The sequence below is a fragment of the Streptomyces sp. NPDC053079 genome (assembly GCF_044546695.1).
Classification (GTDB): Bacteria; Actinomycetota; Actinomycetes; order Streptomycetales; family Streptomycetaceae; genus Streptomyces.
Map to the genome: position 1 here is coordinate 759,404 of NZ_JBITZJ010000002.1, position 14,345 is coordinate 773,748.

At 72.3% G+C, this 14,345-nt stretch carries 15 protein-coding genes; 5 read left to right on the forward strand and 10 right to left on the reverse strand.

Annotation, left to right across the window (positions count from 1 at the left end):
• Window positions 1-128 precede the first annotated feature (128 nt).
• Both ACIGXW_RS10745 and ACIGXW_RS10750 read right to left on the reverse strand, forming a co-directional pair.
• Window positions 129-386: a WhiB family transcriptional regulator gene (locus tag ACIGXW_RS10745; RefSeq protein WP_004937597.1), complete on the reverse strand. Its 258-nt coding sequence runs from the start codon at window positions 384-386 to the stop codon at window positions 129-131.
• Between the two features lie 322 nt (window positions 387-708).
• Window positions 709-1,677, reverse strand: coding sequence for a diacylglycerol kinase family protein (locus tag ACIGXW_RS10750; RefSeq protein ID WP_360906878.1), 969 nt, complete (start codon window positions 1,675-1,677; stop codon window positions 709-711).
• Window positions 1,678-1,791: 114 nt separating this feature from the next.
• On the opposite strand from ACIGXW_RS10750, the gene ACIGXW_RS10755 reads away from it, so the two are divergent.
• A complete protein-coding gene (locus ACIGXW_RS10755; RefSeq protein WP_399571988.1) occupies window positions 1,792-2,280 on the forward strand; it encodes a hypothetical protein in 489 nt (162 codons plus the stop codon).
• A gap of 12 nt (window positions 2,281-2,292) precedes the next feature.
• On the opposite strand, the gene ACIGXW_RS10760 is transcribed toward ACIGXW_RS10755, so the two are convergent.
• The 4 genes from ACIGXW_RS10760 to ACIGXW_RS10775 all read right to left on the reverse strand — a co-directional run bounded on the left by ACIGXW_RS10760 (window position 2,293) and on the right by ACIGXW_RS10775 (window position 4,735).
• Window positions 2,293-3,243, reverse strand: coding sequence for an RNA polymerase sigma factor SigF (locus ACIGXW_RS10760; RefSeq protein WP_071962379.1), 951 nt, complete (start codon window positions 3,241-3,243; stop codon window positions 2,293-2,295).
• Between the two features lie 16 nt (window positions 3,244-3,259).
• On the reverse strand, window positions 3,260-3,676 hold the full coding sequence (locus ACIGXW_RS10765; RefSeq protein ID WP_071962378.1) for an anti-sigma regulatory factor: 417 nt from the start codon (window positions 3,674-3,676) through the stop codon (window positions 3,260-3,262).
• A gap of 197 nt (window positions 3,677-3,873) precedes the next feature.
• Complete coding sequence (locus ACIGXW_RS10770; protein WP_399571991.1) at window positions 3,874-4,419, reverse strand: GNAT family N-acetyltransferase; 546 nt, start codon at window positions 4,417-4,419, stop codon at window positions 3,874-3,876.
• Window positions 4,420-4,474: 55 nt separating this feature from the next.
• Entirely contained in the window at window positions 4,475-4,735 is a 261-nt protein-coding gene (locus ACIGXW_RS10775) for a UBP-type zinc finger domain-containing protein (protein WP_071962376.1), read from the reverse strand.
• A 51-nt stretch (window positions 4,736-4,786) separates the two neighbouring features.
• Here ACIGXW_RS10775 and ACIGXW_RS10780 point away from each other — a divergent pair, with 51 nt between their 5' ends.
• Complete coding sequence (locus tag ACIGXW_RS10780; RefSeq protein WP_399571993.1) at window positions 4,787-6,406, forward strand: Na+/H+ antiporter; 1,620 nt, start codon at window positions 4,787-4,789, stop codon at window positions 6,404-6,406.
• Here the strand turns inward: ACIGXW_RS10780 and ACIGXW_RS10785 are convergent.
• The gene (locus tag ACIGXW_RS10785) at window positions 6,396-7,328 is read right to left on the reverse strand and encodes a 1-aminocyclopropane-1-carboxylate deaminase/D-cysteine desulfhydrase (protein WP_399571996.1); all 933 of its coding nucleotides are present in this window, start codon (window positions 7,326-7,328) and stop codon (window positions 6,396-6,398) included. The two genes, ACIGXW_RS10780 and ACIGXW_RS10785, sit on opposite strands and share 11 nt — an antisense overlap.
• 62 nt (window positions 7,329-7,390) lie before the next feature.
• On the opposite strand from ACIGXW_RS10785, the gene ACIGXW_RS10790 reads away from it, so the two are divergent.
• A complete protein-coding gene (locus ACIGXW_RS10790) occupies window positions 7,391-8,302 on the forward strand; it encodes a glutaminase (protein ID WP_071962373.1) in 912 nt (303 codons plus the stop codon).
• 21 nt (window positions 8,303-8,323) lie between these two features.
• Here the strand turns inward: ACIGXW_RS10790 and ACIGXW_RS10795 are convergent, their stop codons facing one another.
• From ACIGXW_RS10795 to tatA, 3 genes are all read right to left on the reverse strand, one after another.
• Window positions 8,324-9,262 carry a beta-ketoacyl-ACP synthase III gene (locus tag ACIGXW_RS10795; protein ID WP_071962372.1) on the reverse strand — a complete coding sequence of 313 codons (939 nt, stop codon included), beginning with the start codon at window positions 9,260-9,262 and terminating at the stop codon, window positions 8,324-8,326.
• A gap of 173 nt (window positions 9,263-9,435) precedes the next feature.
• Window positions 9,436-10,791, reverse strand: coding sequence for an alkaline phosphatase (locus ACIGXW_RS10800; RefSeq protein WP_399571999.1), 1,356 nt, complete (start codon window positions 10,789-10,791; stop codon window positions 9,436-9,438).
• Window positions 10,792-10,888: 97 nt separating this feature from the next.
• The gene (gene tatA, locus ACIGXW_RS10805; protein ID WP_399572002.1) at window positions 10,889-11,095 is read right to left on the reverse strand and encodes a Sec-independent protein translocase subunit TatA; all 207 of its coding nucleotides are present in this window, start codon (window positions 11,093-11,095) and stop codon (window positions 10,889-10,891) included.
• A gap of 158 nt (window positions 11,096-11,253) precedes the next feature.
• Between tatA and ACIGXW_RS10810 the strand changes: the two genes are divergently transcribed.
• Entirely contained in the window at window positions 11,254-12,744 is a 1,491-nt protein-coding gene (locus tag ACIGXW_RS10810) for an LCP family protein (RefSeq protein WP_399572004.1), read from the forward strand.
• Between the two features lie 169 nt (window positions 12,745-12,913).
• Window positions 12,914-14,311 carry a hypothetical protein gene (locus tag ACIGXW_RS10815; RefSeq protein ID WP_399572007.1) on the forward strand — a complete coding sequence of 466 codons (1,398 nt, stop codon included), beginning with the start codon at window positions 12,914-12,916 and terminating at the stop codon, window positions 14,309-14,311.
• Window positions 14,312-14,345: the final 34 nt, after the last annotated feature.

The following is a 14,345-nucleotide window of genomic DNA, read 5'->3' on the forward strand; positions in this document are numbered from 1 at the left end:
CGCACAGCACTGAGCCCCGGACCTCATCGAGGAGGTCCGGGGCTCAAAGCTTCACGGCGCGATGCTCAGCGCATCGCTTGCGCATCGGGGGGTACTGCGCGCTGCGGCTCGGGGGCCGAGGGGCGTCGTCAGGCGGTCGCGTTGCGCGCCCGGTTACGGGCGGCGCGACGCTTCATCGCGCGGCGCTCGTCCTCGCTGAGGCCACCCCAGACGCCGGAGTCCTGGCCGGACTCGAGCGCCCACTGCAGGCACTGCTCCATGACGGGGCAGCGGCGGCAGACGGCCTTGGCTTCCTCGATCTGCAGCAGCGCAGGACCGGTGTTGCCGATGGGGAAGAAGAGCTCGGGGTCTTCCTCGCGGCAAACGGCGTTGTGACGCCAGTCCATGGCTGCTCCATCTCCTCGTGTGACGGCTACGTGGCTTGTGAATGTGAACGCTTTCACGAATCCCCCCGCAAGGGAAGGGCCGACGCCCAGGCAGGGCTGGATGTGGTCCAGAGAGTGAAGGAGGGGGTTCGTGGGCTATCCGGGAAGCCTTGATGCCGGGCTGTCCCGATCGCCATGAAGAGACTCGCAAACCTCGGCGACGGATACAACCCCTTCCGGAAAGTTTTTTTTGATTCCTCGGTGTCGACTAGGTCACAGCCGTCATTCCAGGGGGTGGAATCCAGTCTAAACGTTCGAGTGGAAGGACTTTAGGCCCTAGCACTCACACAATCACACGCAGTGCACGGCGTACGCCTGTGAACGTCACGCTCGTCCGCAGTCCGAGGTGGTCACCGTCCATCTGGAACGGCAGGGGAGCCTGCGAATGCAAGGTGAAGGAGGTCTGGTCATGCAGTGACACAGCGTGTTTGCCCTGCGGACCCCGCTCCGGGGTCGACCTCAGCAGCTGGGTGGCGTAGCGGGTCGCCGTCAGCGTCGACAGCTTGGTGAATCCCAGCACGTCAAGGGCGGTGTCGAAGGACGCCTCGGGCGCCGCGTAGACGGGCCGGTTGCCCAGATAGGTCCACGGCGCGGTGTTGCAGATTATCGACATGACGAGATTGTCGAGTGGCTCCTCGCCCGGCCGTTCGAGGGTGATCGAGCCGTTCCGGCGGTTCGTTTCTCCGAAGAACTGGCGCATCGCCTGTCGCACATACAGGGAGTGCGTCGAACGCTTGCCGCTCTCCCGCTGCTGCTCCACCCGGCCGACGACCCCCGCGTCGAAGCCGAATCCCGCGCAGAAGGTGAACCAGCGCTCCGGCACGCCCTCGTCCTCCGTGCCCGGGGTGCCGGCCGCCAGGCCCAGGCCGACCGTGCGCTCGGAGCCGTCCCGCACGGCGTCCAGCAGCGCGCCGGTGGCCTCCACGACGTCGTTGGGCAGGCCCAGGGCGCGGGCGAAGACATTGGTGGAGCCACCGGGCACCACGGCCAGGCGCGGCAGGCCCTCGGGGTCGGGGCCGGCGTGCAGCAGGCCGTTGACCACCTCGTTGACCGTGCCGTCGCCGCCGAGGGCGACCACGAGCTCGATGTTCCCGCTCTCGGCGGCCCGCCGCGCGAGGTCCCGCGCGTGGCCGCGGTACTCCGTCGTGGCGACGTCCAGCTTGAGGTCGCTGGCCAGCGCGTGCGCCAGGACATCGCGAGTACGGGCACTGGTGGTGGTGGCCGAAGGATTGACCACGAGAAGCGCACGCATGCGCGCCAGCCTACCTACCTGTCGGTACACGACCCATCCCAGGCCCGGCCCCCACGGCCCGAACGGCACGGGAGGTACCCCCACCCGACGTTTTCGTACCGATACCCTGCAGGAGTGAGCAGCAAGCAGTTCGCGTCGAACACCGCCCGGAAGGGTGCCCGGCAGGGCGCCCCGAAGCGCGCCGCCTCCGAGCCCGCCCCGGAGCCCGCCGGCCCCCGGCCGGCCCGGCTGACGGCCGCCGCCGCGCTCACCGCCCTGGAGGGGCTGGCGCTGGCGGCCTCGGGCGTCTATCTCCTGATCATGGGCCTGCTGGGCCGGCCCGACAGCCCGCAGCAGGCGGAGATGGGCGGGCTGACGGTGCTCGCGCTGGCCGCGCTGCCGCTGATCGCGGCGCGCGGGCTGTGGCTGCGCCGCCGCTGGAGCCGCGGCCCCGCCATGATCACGCAGATCATGGCGCTGCCGGTGGCCTGGACGCTCTTCAACGGCGGCGGTGCGCTCGTCGCGGCGGCCGTGGCGATCGCGCTGGTCGCCGTGGCCACCCTCGTACTGCTGGTGAACCCCACGGCGACCGAGGCGCTCGGCATCGGACCGCGCGAGAGCTGACGGGCGGCCCGGCTACTCCTCGATGAGCAGCCGGTCCCGCAGCTGGGCGAGCGTACGGGCCAGCAGCCGGGAGACGTGCATCTGGGAGATGCCCACCTCCTGGGCGATCTGCGACTGGGTCATGTTGCCGAAGAAGCGCAGCAGCAGGATCTTCTTCTCGCGCGGCGGCAGGTCCTCCAGCAGCGGCTTGAGGGACTCGCGGTACTCCACGCCCTCCAGCGCCTCGTCCTCGGCGCCCAGGGTGTCCGCGACCGCCGGGGACTCGTCGTCGGTGTCCGGCACGTCCAGCGAGAGCGTGCTGTACGCGTTGGCCGACTCCAGCCCCTCCAGCACCTCCTCCTCGGAGATGCCCAGGTGCTCGGCGAGCTCGTGCACCGTGGGGGCGCGGCCGTGCCGCTGCGACAGCTCGGCCGTGGCGGTCGTCAGGGCCAGCCGCAGCTCCTGCAGCCGGCGCGGCACCCGCACCGCCCAGCCCTTGTCGCGGAAGTGCCGCTTGATCTCGCCGACGACCGTGGGCGTCGCGTACGTGGAGAACTCCACCCCGCGGTCCGGGTCGAAGCGGTCCACGGACTTGATCAGACCGATGGTGGCGACCTGGGTCAGGTCGTCCAGCGGCTCACCGCGGTTGCGGAACCGCCGCGCCAGGTGCTCCACCAGCGGCAGGTGCATCCGCACCAGGTGATTGCGCAGCTCGGCGCGTTCCGGTGAACCGTCCGGCAGCTCCCGCAGCTCGATGAACAGGGCCCGGGCGCCGCTGCGGTCGTGCGGATCGGCGTGCTGGTGCCGCCGCTGGTGCCGGTGCTGATCCATGTGGTCCGCCCGCTCTGATGGGTCGCTCGCCTGGTCCGGCTCCGGACCGGACGGGTCCGGAGCCTGGTCCGGATCGAGGTCCTCCGGATGCGGCCGGGCAGGCTGCTGCGGGATGGCCGGGGTGCGCACTCCCCGCGATGACGCAGTACTCACGGAGCCCCCTCTTCCGTCACGGCTGCCCGGGGCCGGCGCCGCGCTTCTTGTGCAGGCTGATGCTGACCGTACGGTCGTCCGCGACGGTGGAGTCGACCTCACCTGCCAGGGCGGAGAGCACCGTCCAGGCGAAGGTGTCGCGCTCGGGGGCGCGGCCGTCCGTGGTGGGTGCCGAGACCGTCACCCGCAGCGCGTCGCCCACGAGGCGGAAGACGCAGCTGAGCACGGAGCCGGGAACGGCCTGTTGCAGCAGGATCGCGCACGCCTCGTCGACGGCGATGCGCAAGTCCTCGATCTCGTCGAGGGTGAAGTCCAAGCGGGCCGCGAGGCCGGCAGTCGCCGTCCGCAGCACCGACAGGTAGGCACCCGCAGCGGGCAGCCGGACTTCCACGAAGTCCTGGGTCGTCCCAGGCTCGCCTGCGATTGGGGACACCCTCACCTCCAAGGTGGCACAAGCTCATTGAGCTGTCGGGAGCGCCGGTCCCGCGGCCTTCGGCTGAAGGTGAGCGGGCCGGTGCGGCACATGGTCCGGCTGAGACGCTATCGCGATCTGCGGTTCCGCGCCGCAGGCCCACGACTGTCACTCATGGTAAGCACATGAGTACGGACAGTGGCTAGGGTCTTGCGGTCTCAAATCGAAAGAGAAGTCGGCCTGTTGGGATTTTCGTCACTCTGCGCGAGCGCCGCAAGGGCCCGGAGCGGTTCTCCCGACAACCGTCGCACGGTCCACTCGTCCATCGACTCGGCGCCCAGCGCCTTGTAGAACGCGATCGAGGGTGCGTTCCAGTCCAGCACTGACCATTCGAAACGCTCGTAGCCCCGCTCCACGCAGATCCGGGCGAGCTCCGCCAGGAGCGCCTTGCCGTGGCCGCCGCCGCGCGACTGCGGCCGGACGTAGAGGTCTTCGAGGTAGACACCGTGCGTGCCCGTCCACGTCGAGAAGTTGCGGAACCACAGCGCGAAGCCGACGACCTCGGGGCCCGCGACGGCCCCGCCGTCCGCGGCGTCGTCACTCTCCGCTATCAGCGCGAAGACCGCGGGGTGCGGCCCGAACAGCGCGTCGCGCAGCTGTTCCTCACTCGCCCTGGCCTCCTCCAGCGCCCGTTCGTATTCCGCCAGTTCGCGGATCATCGCGTGGAGGACGGGGACATCGGCGGGCGTCGCGGCTCGGATCATGCGTGCATGCTAGCGGGCGCCTGTGACAGCGCCCGGGCTCCGCGACGGGCCGCGCTCAGACGATGTGCTTGTCCACGTAGCACCAGCGCCAGGTCTGCCCCGGCTCGAAGCTGCGCATCACCGCGTGGCCCGTCTCCTCGAAGTGCCCCGTCGCATGGCGGTACGGCGAGGAGTCGCAGCAGCCCACGTGCCCGCACTCCAGGCACATCCGCAGCTGCACCGGGTGGCTGCCCGCCGCCTCGCACTCGGGACACGTGGCGGCCGACGGCCGCGGTTCGGGGCGCGGCAGCAGCGGAAGATGAGAACACTCGATCATGATTGCCAGGTTAGAGCGCATGCCTGAGGACGGGAGAGAAGGCGGGGACCCATGGACGTCATGCCACTGCTGATCCTGGTCGCGGGCGGCGCGGCCATCGCCGGCGCCGCCCGCCGCACGCCCGTGCCGGCGCCGCTGCTGCTGGTGGCCGCCGGGCTGCTCGCCGCGTACGTGCCGGGCGTGCCGGACTACGCCCTCGACCCGGACGTCGTCCTGCCGCTGCTGCTGCCGCCCCTGCTGCACACCGCCGCGCTCGACAGCTCCTACCTCGACCTCCGCGCCAACGTGCGGCCGGTGGCGCTGCTCTCCGTCGGCTACGTCCTCTTCGCGACCCTCGCCGTCGGATACGTCGCCTCCCGCCTGGTGCCCGGGCTTCCGCCCGCCGCGGCCCTGGTGCTCGGGGCGGTCGTCGCACCGCCCGACGCCGTGGCCGCCACCGCCATCGCCCGCCGCCTCGGGCTGCCCTCGCGGATCACCACCATCCTCCAGGGCGAGTCCCTGGTGAACGACGCGACCGCCATCACCGCCTACCGGGTCGCCCTCGCCGCGGCCGTCGGCGCGGGCGCGACCTGGGCGGAGGGCATCGCCGCGTTCGCCGTCGCGGCGCTCGGCGGCATCGGCGTCGGCCTGGTCCTCATGGTGCCGATCCACTGGCTGCGCAAGCACCTGCGGGAGCCGCTGCTGCAGAACACCCTCTCCCTCCTCATCCCCTTCGTCGCCTACGCCGCCGCCGAACAGGTCCACGCCTCCGGGGTGCTCGCCGTCGTGGTCGTCGCCCTCTACCTGGGCCACCGCGCCTGGCAGGTCGACTTCGCCACCCGCCTGCAGGAGGCGGCCGTGTGGAGGATGGTCGCCTTCATCCTGGAATCCGCGGTCTTCGCCCTGATCGGCCTTCAGCTGCCCGTGGTGCTGCGCGACCTCGGGGACTACGGGCTCGGCGAGGCCCTGTGGTACGCCGTCGTCCTCTTCGTCGCGGTCGTCGCCGCCCGCTACCTGTGGGTCTTCCCCGCCACGTTCCTGCCGCGCGCCCTGTCCGCCCGCATCCGCGAGCGCGAGCCGGACACCACGTGGAAGGCGCCCGTCATCGTCGGCTGGGCCGGCATGCGGGGCGTCGTCTCCCTCGCCATCGCCTTCTCCATCCCCGTCACCACGGACGACGGCTCCCCCTTCCCCGCCCGCAACCTGATCCTCTTCCTCACCTTCAGTTCCGTCATCGGCACCCTCGTCGTCCAGGGCCTCACCCTGCCCCCGCTCATCCGCCGGCTCCGGCTGCCCGACCGCGACCCCGGCGCGATCACCCTCGCCGAGGCCCAGGCCCAGAGCGAGGCCTCCGAGGCCGCCGAGGCCCGCCTCGAAGAACTGCTGGCGGACGAGCGCAACGCCCTGCCCCCACCGCTCGCCGACCGCCTGCGCGCCGTGCTCGAACGGCGCCGCAACGCGGTGTGGGAACGGCTGGGCGCGGTCGACGCAAGGACGGGCGAATCGGTGGACGACACCTACCGCCGCCTGGCCCGGGAGGTGATCGGCGCCGAGCGCGAGGTCTTCGTGGCGCTGCGGGACGCCCGCCGCATCGACGACGAACTGCTGCGCACGCTGCTGCGCCGGCTGGACCTGGAGGAGGCCGCGGCGTACCGGGAGGGGGAGGCGGGCCGGCCGGGAGCTAGTGGGTGAGGGGGTCGGCCGCGCCCGTGATCACGGCCGCCACCGTCGTGCCCGGCGCGAACGCCCCCTCCCGCGCCAGCGTCGTCAGGCCGTACAGCATCTTCGCCACGTACAGCCGCTCCAGCCGCGGCCCGTGCCGGGTCTCGAAGTCCGCCGCGAACTCCTCCAGCTCCTGGGAGCTCCTGGCGTAGCCGCCGCAGTGGAAGCGCTCGTCCAGCGACCAGTCGCCGCGCCGGCCGCCGAACGCCTCGTGCTGCAGCCGCTCGATCTCACCGCCAAGGAAGCCGCCCTTGAGCACGGGGAAGCCGATCGCCCGCTGCCCCGCGGCCAGCCCCGCCGCCAGCCCGGCCAGCGTGCCGCCCGTACCGCAGGCCACGCCGACCACGTCCGCCACGCCGCGCAGCTCCTGCCCCAGCGTGGCGCAGCCGCGTGCCGCGGCCGCGTTGCTGCCGCCCTCGGGGATGACGAAGCAGTCCTCCTCCACGAGCGAGGCCAGCACCTCCGGCTCCGCCTTGCGGCGGTAGGTGGCCCGGTCGACGAAGCGCAGCCGCATGCCGTCCGCCGCGCACTGCCGCAGTGAGGGGTTGAGCGGTCGGTCGGCCAGCTCGTCGCCGCGCACGACGCCCACGGTGGCGAAGCCCAGCAGCCGGCCGGCCGCCGCCGTGGCCCGCAGGTGGTTGGAGTACGCGCCGCCGAACGTGAGCAGCGTGCGCCGGCCGGACGCGGCGGCCTCGTCGAGGTTCAGCGCCAGCTTGCGCCACTTGTTGCCCGGCAGATCCGGATGTATCAGATCGTCCCGCTTGAGCAGCAGGCGCAGGCCGCGCCGCGCGAACCGCTCGTCCCGCAGCTCCTCCAGCGGGGAGGGCAGCCGGGGCCGCAGAGCGTCGAGGCCGGCCGCACCGGGGGGATTGTCGCTGGTCACACGGTCCATTTTGTACTCTTGCCCGGCCGGCAACGAAGCCGGCGACGAAGCGAGGAAAGCGCAGAGCAGCAGTGGACTACCAGGCCGTACTCGAAGAGGTCGCCGCCTTCGCCCGTCCGCTGATCGGCCGCGGCCAGGTGGCCGACTACATCCCGGCCCTGGCCGAGGTGGACACCACCCGCTTCGGGATGGCCGTCGCCGACATCGACGGCGGCGTGTACGGCGTGGGGGACTGGGAGCAGCCGTTCTCGGTGCAGTCCATCTCCAAGGCGTTCAGCCTCGCGCTCGTCCTGGCCGAGGGCGGCGACCGCATCTGGGACCGGGTGGGGACCGAGCCGTCCGGCAACCCCTTCAACTCGCTCGTCCAGCTGGAGTACGAGCACGGCATTCCGCGCAATCCGTTCATCAACGCGGGCGCGCTGGTGGTGACCGACCGGCTGCAGACGCTGACCGGCGACGCCAGCACCACGATGCTGGAGTTCCTGCGGGCCGAGAGCGGCAACCCGGAGGTCTCCTTCGACGCGTCCGTCGCCAAGTCCGAGTCCGAGCACGGCGACCGCAACGCCGCGCTCGCCCACTTCATGGCCAGCTACGGCAACCTCGACAACCCCGTGCCGACCGTGCTCGAGCACTACTTCTGGCAGTGCTCGATCGAGATGAGCTGCCGCGACCTCGCCCTGGCGAGCGGCTTCCTGGCCCGCCACGGCCTGCGCACCGACGGCACGCGGCTGCTGCCGCGCCGCGAGGCCAAGCAGATCAACGCGGTCATGCTGACGTGCGGTACGTACGACGCGGCCGGGGACTTCGCCTACCGGGTGGGGCTGCCGGGCAAGAGCGGCGTGGGCGGCGGCATCGTCGCGGTGATACCGGGACGATGCACGCTGTGCGTATGGAGCCCGGGCCTGGACTCGCGCGGCAACTCCGTGGCGGGCGTGGCGGCGCTGGACCACTTCACGACGCTGACGGGGTGGTCGGTCTTCTGAGCGGTGCCCGCCGCCCGTCCGCTACGGGCAGCGGATGACCTGGCCCGCGTACGACAGGTTGCCGCCGAAGCCGAAGAGCAGGATCGGCGCGCCCGGCTCGACCTTGCCGGAGGCGACCAGCTTCGACAGGGCGAGCGGGATGCTGGCGGCCGAGGTGTTGCCCGACTCCGTCACGTCACTGGCGACGATCGCGTTCGTCGCCCCCAGCTTCCGCGCCACCGGCTCGATGATGCGGAGGTTCGCCTGGTGCAGGACGACCGCCGCCAGGTCCTCCGGCCGCACCCCGGCGCGCTCGCAGACGGTGCGGGCGATCGGCGGCAGCTGGGTCGTGGCCCAGCGGTAGACGGACTGGCCCTCCTGGGCGAAGCGCGAGGGGGTGCCCTCGATCCGCACGGCGTGTCCCATCCCGGGCACCGAGCCCCAGACGACCGGGCCGATCTCCGGCTCCGCCGACGCCGTGATCACCGCCGCGCCCGCGCCGTCGCCGACCAGGACACAGGTGGTGCGGTCGGTCCAGTCGGCGACGTCGGTGAACTTCTCCACGCCGACGACCAGGGCGTTCCTGGCCGACCCGGCGCGGATGGCGTGGTCGGCGGAGGCGAGGGCGTGGGTGAAGCCGGCGCAGACGACGTTGACGTCCATGACGGCCGGGGACGGCAGGCCCAGCGCGGCGGCGACGCGCGCGGCCGTGTTGGGGCTGCGGTCGACGGCCGTGCAGGTGGCCACGAGGACGAGGTCGATGTCGGCGGGGGCGAGCCCGCTGTTCGCCAGGGCCTTGGCGGCGGCCTCGGTGGCCATGGAGGCGACGGTCTCGTCGGGCTCGGCGATCCGGCGGGTGCGGATGCCCACGCGGGAGCGGATCCACTCGTCGCTGGTGTCGACCATGGTGGCGAGCTCGTCGTTGGTGAGCACCCTGGCGGGCTGGTAGTGGCCGAGGGCCAGAACGCGAGACCCGGACATCGGCGGTCCTCCTGCGGGCGAGTGACGGGGACCTCTCAGTCTTGACGCTGCGCGCCCGTGAGCCGGGTGTGTGATCCACCAATGTTCCGGCGGGATAACTGGCGCAATCGGCAGGGGCCCGGCCGCCGCAAGCGACCGGGCCCCTGCTCGTGGGGTGTCCGCGGACCCGTGGATCAGCGCAGCGACAGCGCCGTGCGCAGGGTGGTGAAGAGCTCGGTCTGGTCGGTGACGCCGAGGACGCGGTGGGCCTGCGGGCCCTGGGCGGCGATGCGGACCTGGGTGCCGGTGTGCTCCTGGGCCTTGCCCGGGGTGTTGGAGGAGTAGTTGACCTTCAGCGGCCGGCCCTCGTCGGTGACCAGCGTGGCGGACAGGCCGGGCGGGTTGGCCTCCAGCGGCACGATCTGGCTGGTGTGGCCGTGGTCGGCGGTGGTGACGACCAGGGTGTCGGGGTGCTTGGCGGCGTAGTCCCGGGCGACCTTCACGGCGCGGTCGAACGCGGCGGTCTCGCCGATCTGGCCGCACGGGTCGGCGGCGTGGTCGCGCTTGTCGATCGAGGCCCCCTCCACCTGCAGGAAGAAACCATTCTTCTTGGCCTTGGGGGTGTCCAGGAGCGCCAGCGCCTTGCGGGTCTGCTCCTCCAGGGCGGGGGTGCCGGCCTTGCGCTCGGGGTTGCTCGTCACACAGCGCTGGGCGGCGGTGCCGCCGACGGCCGCGGCCTTGCCGGTCCACTCGACGGGCACGTTGCCGGGGGCGAAGAGGCCGAGCACGGGCTTGCCGGGCTTGGCGGCCCCCAGGCCCTTGGCGTCGGTCACGACCGCGTAGCCCAGCTTCTCGGCCTGCTGGGTGACGGTCAGCCCCCGGTAGGGGCCCTCGGTGATCTTCTGGTCGAAGCGGTCCTTGCCGCCGCCCAGCAACACGTCCACCTTGTGGTTCACGCTCTGCTCGGCGATCGAGCCCGGGCCGCCCTTGGCGACGGTGTCGTTCGGGCAGGCCTTCATGTCGGCCGGGCCCTGGCAGCTGCGGTCGGTGGCGTGCGAGGCGAGGGCGGCCGGCGTGGCGTCGGTGAGCTCGGCGGTGGTGACGCTGCCCGTGGCCAGGCCCTTCTTCTGGGCGAGCTCCAGGATCGTGGTCACCGCCTTGTCGGTGCCGGGGGTCTTGGAGAGCCGGCCGTTGACGGTCTTGTGCCCGGTCGCCCAGCCGGTGGCGCTGGCGGCGGAGTCGGTGACGTAGTCCGGCTTGCCGTCCTTGTCGACGGCGTACGTGGTGTACGAGCCCGTCATCGGGAACTTGTCCATGTTGAGCCGGCCGGCCGCGCCCACGGTGTAGTCGCGGGCCAGGGTTATCTCCGAGTCGCCCATGCCGTCGCCGATGAGCAGGATGACGTTCTTGGCCTTCTTGGGGCCGTGGCCCGCGACGTCCGGCCGGCCGCCGTCCTCGGACGCGGCGGCCGCCGCGGGCACTGCGACGCCGGCGGCGAGCAGCGCGGCCGCGCCCCAGGCGAGACGGCGGCGGTACGGACGAGAAGCCATGGTCGATTCCTCCTAGCTGGACCGGGGCGGAGTGCCCGGCCGGAGGAAGCTCACCAGGGGTGGGTGTACCGCAGGGGACGTCCAGGTGACGTGGAGGTCACCGGCCGCTGTCGACGGGGCTGTTGGGCGCCGGCGCCGGTGCCCCCGGGTCGTCGTCCTTCATGGCCCTCGCCTCGCTCCTGAGGATGCGCATCGACTTGCCCAGGGCGCGGGCGGTGTCGGGCAGTTTCCTCGACCCGAACAGGACGACCACGACGAGGACGACCACGAGGATGTGCCAGGGTTCCAGGGCATTGCGCAGCACGGCCGCCCCACCACCTCTCATCTGACGCGTGAACTTGATGCCGTAACGACTGCCCTCACCATACTTGCTAGATTGCGCAACTGGACAACCAAAGTGCGTGGCAGCCCGTCTAACCCGGCGACACGGCACGGACCGGGGGAGCGGATGAGGGCGCGGATATGACAGGCAGGCGAGGCAAGCCCGGCACGTTCACGCGGCGCCGGATACGGATCGCCGGCGTCGTGGCGGTGTCGTTCCTGGTGCTGCTGGCCGCCGGCGCGGGGTGGCTGTACCTGAAGCTCAACGGCAACATCGACACCTTCGACGCCGGCGGCCTGTCCAAGAACCGCCCCGGCGCGAGCGCCGCCGGGCAGAACGTCCTGGTCATCGGCTCCGATTCACGCGCCGGCGAGAACAGCGGCCTCGGCGGCGGGGACGGCGACGTCGGCCGCTCGGACACCGCCTTCCTGCTGCACGTCTACGGCGACCGCGAGCACGCCGTCGCCGTGTCGATCCCCAGGGACACGCTGGTGGACATCCCGCCGTGCAGGCTGCCCGACGGCAGTTGGACCGCCGAGCGGCAGCACGTGATGTTCAACTCGGCCTTCTCGGTGGGCGAATCGCCCAAGGGGAACCCGGCCTGCACGCAGAACACCGTCGAGAGACTCACCGGTCTGCGCGTGGACCACACGGTCGTCGTGGACTTCGCGGGCTTCTCCGCGATGACCTCCGCCGTCGGCGGCGTCGACGTGTGCGTACCGAAGGACGTCTACCGGGGCGACCTCAACCCCAACCTGGGCACGCGCGGTGAACTCCTCTTCCCCAAGGGGCGGCAGAGCATCTCGGGCCAGAAGGCGCTGGACTACGTCCGCGTGCGGCACGGGATCGGCGACGGCTCGGACATCGGGCGCATCCAGCGGCAGCAGGCGTTCCTCTCCGCCATGATCAAGAAGGTGCGGTCGCAGGGCTTCGACCCCACCACGCTGCTGCCGCTCGCGGACGCGGCCACGAAGTCGATGACGGTGGACCCCGGGCTCGGGTCGGCGGGCAAGATGCTCTCGTTCGCGATGTCGCTCAAGGACATCGACCTGCACGACATGAAGTTCGTGACCCTGCCCTGGCGTTACGACGGCAACCGCGTCGCGATCGTCCAGCCCGACGCCGACGCGCTGTGGGCCTCGCTCAGGGCCGACCGCACCGTCGACGGCAAGGACGCGGGCAAGGGCGGCACCGGCGGCCGGCCGGCCGCGCCCTCCCCCTCCCCGGAGCCCGTCTCCGGTGATGGGGTGAAGGTCTCCGTCCGCAACGGCACCGACGTCACCGGGCTCGCCGCCCGGGCCGCCGCCTCGCTCGAGGAGCGCGGTTACGAGGTCACCGGCACCACGACGGCCCGTACGGGCGGCACGGCGAGCACCGTGATCGAGTTCGGCCCGGGCGAGGCGGGGCACGCGCGGACGCTGGCCCGCCTCTTCCCCGGCGCGTACGTACGGGGCGCCGCCGCCGACGGGATCTCCGTCACCCTCGGCCGTGACTACGCCGCGGCGCCCCCGGCCCCGCCCTCGCCCGCGCCGTCCGCGTCGGCGCAACCGCCCGGAACGCTGTCCTCGGACGTGGTGAGGGGCGCCCGGTCGGCGGACGACGACCCCTGCGCCAACCTCTCGTACGGCTGAGGCGTGACAGCAGCTGATTTGCCGGTCGACCGGCAAGGAAAGGGGGCGAGTCGGGGGAGGGAACCCATATGCCTGTTTGGTCCGTTTCCGTGGTAGGTGCACAGTGAACAGTGAGTGCGCAGTGAGAGCAATGAGCAGGCCCTTCCCCAGGAGCCCAAGGAGCGACACCATGTCCGCCATCGCCGTTCGCCGGGGGCTGCCCCGGCCCGTGCCGGCCCTGATCCTCGCGCTCCTGGCCTGGTCGGGCGCGGTGTTCCTCGCCCCCACCGCCGCACACGCCGACACCGACGCGCGCGCGGACGCCGGCGTCCGCGCCGTCGCCGGACTCGACGCCGCGGCCGAGGCCCTGCGCAAGGGCCCCGTCTACGTCGACCCCGCCGTCTCCGCGCAGCTCCCCGCGGCCGACGCCGAGGCCCTGTCGAGGAAGATCAAGGACGCGGACAAGCCGGTCTTCGTGGCCGTGCTCCCCAACTCGCCCGACTTCCCCAAGGCCACGGTCCTGCGGGACCTGCGCACCAAGGTCGGCATCGCCGGCGTCTACGCCGTCCACCTCGGCGACGCCTTCAACGCGGCCGCCGACCGCTCGGTGATGTCCCGCAACGCCGTCAGCAACCTCACCGGCTCCGTCCAGCGCTCCGGCGGCGACGCGAAGACCCAGCTCAACAGCTTCGTCGAGCAGGCCGACCAGGTGGCCAAGGGCCATGCGCCCGGCTCCTGGGGCGGCGTGGAGCCGGAGGGCATCGGGGCCGCCGGGCTGATCACCGGCGGTGCGGTCGTCGTGGCGGGCGGCGCCGGCGCGTACGCCCTGTACCGGCGGAACAAGCGCCGCCGCGAGGAGCGCGAGCGCGCCGAGCTGGACACGCTGCGCGTGGTCGTGGACGAGGACATCACCGCCTTCGGCGAGGAGCTGGACCGGCTGGACTTCTCCCCGTCCGAGGCCGGCGCCACCGACGAGATGCGCCAGGACTACGAGCGCGCCCTGGACGCCTATGAGGAGGCCAAGGCCAAGATGGCCGCGGCCGCCAGGCCGCAGGAGGTCACGGGCGTCACCGCGGCGCTGGACGAGGGCCGGTTCGCCCTCGCCACCCTCGCGGCGCGCCGCTCCGGCGCCCCGCTGCCCGAGCGGCGGCCGGCCTGCTTCTTCGACCCGCGCCACGGGCCCTCGGTCCAGGACGTGGAGTGGGCCCCGCCCGGCGGCACGGTCCGCACCGTGCCCGCCTGCGCGGCGGACGCCGCACGCCTGGCGGAGGGCCAGGAGCCGCTCTCCCGCCAGGTCCCGACCGCCCAGGGCCCCCAGCCGTACTGGAACGCCGGCCCCGCCTACGGGCCGTGGGCCGGCGGCTACTTCGGCGGCGGCCTGCTGCCGGGGTTGCTCGTCGGCACGATGCTGGGCGGCATGCTCAGTGGGCCGGCGTACGCGGCGACGCCGGAGGGCGGTGGCCCGGACGGGGGTGACTACACCGGTGCCGACTACAACTCCGACGACTTCGGGGGCGGGGGATGGGGGGACGGTGGGGGTGGCGGCGACTTCGGTGGCGGCGGGGACTTCGGGGGTGGCGGTTGGTGAGCCGGGGGGATTGAGCCCCTGCCCCGCCCTTTCA

What these genes read in the sequence shown, in the direction of transcription:
- ACIGXW_RS10745 (WP_004937597.1), bottom strand. Translation starts at nt 386, where the DNA reads ATGGACTGGCGTCACAACGCCGTTTGCCGCGAGGAAGACCCCGAGCTC.
- ACIGXW_RS10750 (WP_360906878.1), bottom strand. Translation starts at nt 1,677, where the DNA reads ATGCGTGCGCTTCTCGTGGTCAATCCTTCGGCCACCACCACCAGTGCC.
- ACIGXW_RS10770 (WP_399571991.1), bottom strand. Translation starts at nt 4,419, where the DNA reads ATGATCCGAGCCGCGACGCCCGCCGATGTCCCCGTCCTCCACGCGATG.
- ACIGXW_RS10775 (WP_071962376.1), bottom strand. Translation starts at nt 4,735, where the DNA reads ATGATCGAGTGTTCTCATCTTCCGCTGCTGCCGCGCCCCGAACCGCGG.
- ACIGXW_RS10780 (WP_399571993.1), top strand. Translation starts at nt 4,787, where the DNA reads ATGGACGTCATGCCACTGCTGATCCTGGTCGCGGGCGGCGCGGCCATC.
- ACIGXW_RS10785 (WP_399571996.1), bottom strand. Translation starts at nt 7,328, where the DNA reads ATGGACCGTGTGACCAGCGACAATCCCCCCGGTGCGGCCGGCCTCGAC.
- ACIGXW_RS10795 (WP_071962372.1), bottom strand. Translation starts at nt 9,262, where the DNA reads ATGTCCGGGTCTCGCGTTCTGGCCCTCGGCCACTACCAGCCCGCCAGG.
- ACIGXW_RS10800 (WP_399571999.1), bottom strand. Translation starts at nt 10,791, where the DNA reads ATGGCTTCTCGTCCGTACCGCCGCCGTCTCGCCTGGGGCGCGGCCGCG.
- ACIGXW_RS10810 (WP_399572004.1), top strand. Translation starts at nt 11,254, where the DNA reads ATGACAGGCAGGCGAGGCAAGCCCGGCACGTTCACGCGGCGCCGGATA.
- ACIGXW_RS10815 (WP_399572007.1), top strand. Translation starts at nt 12,914, where the DNA reads ATGTCCGCCATCGCCGTTCGCCGGGGGCTGCCCCGGCCCGTGCCGGCC.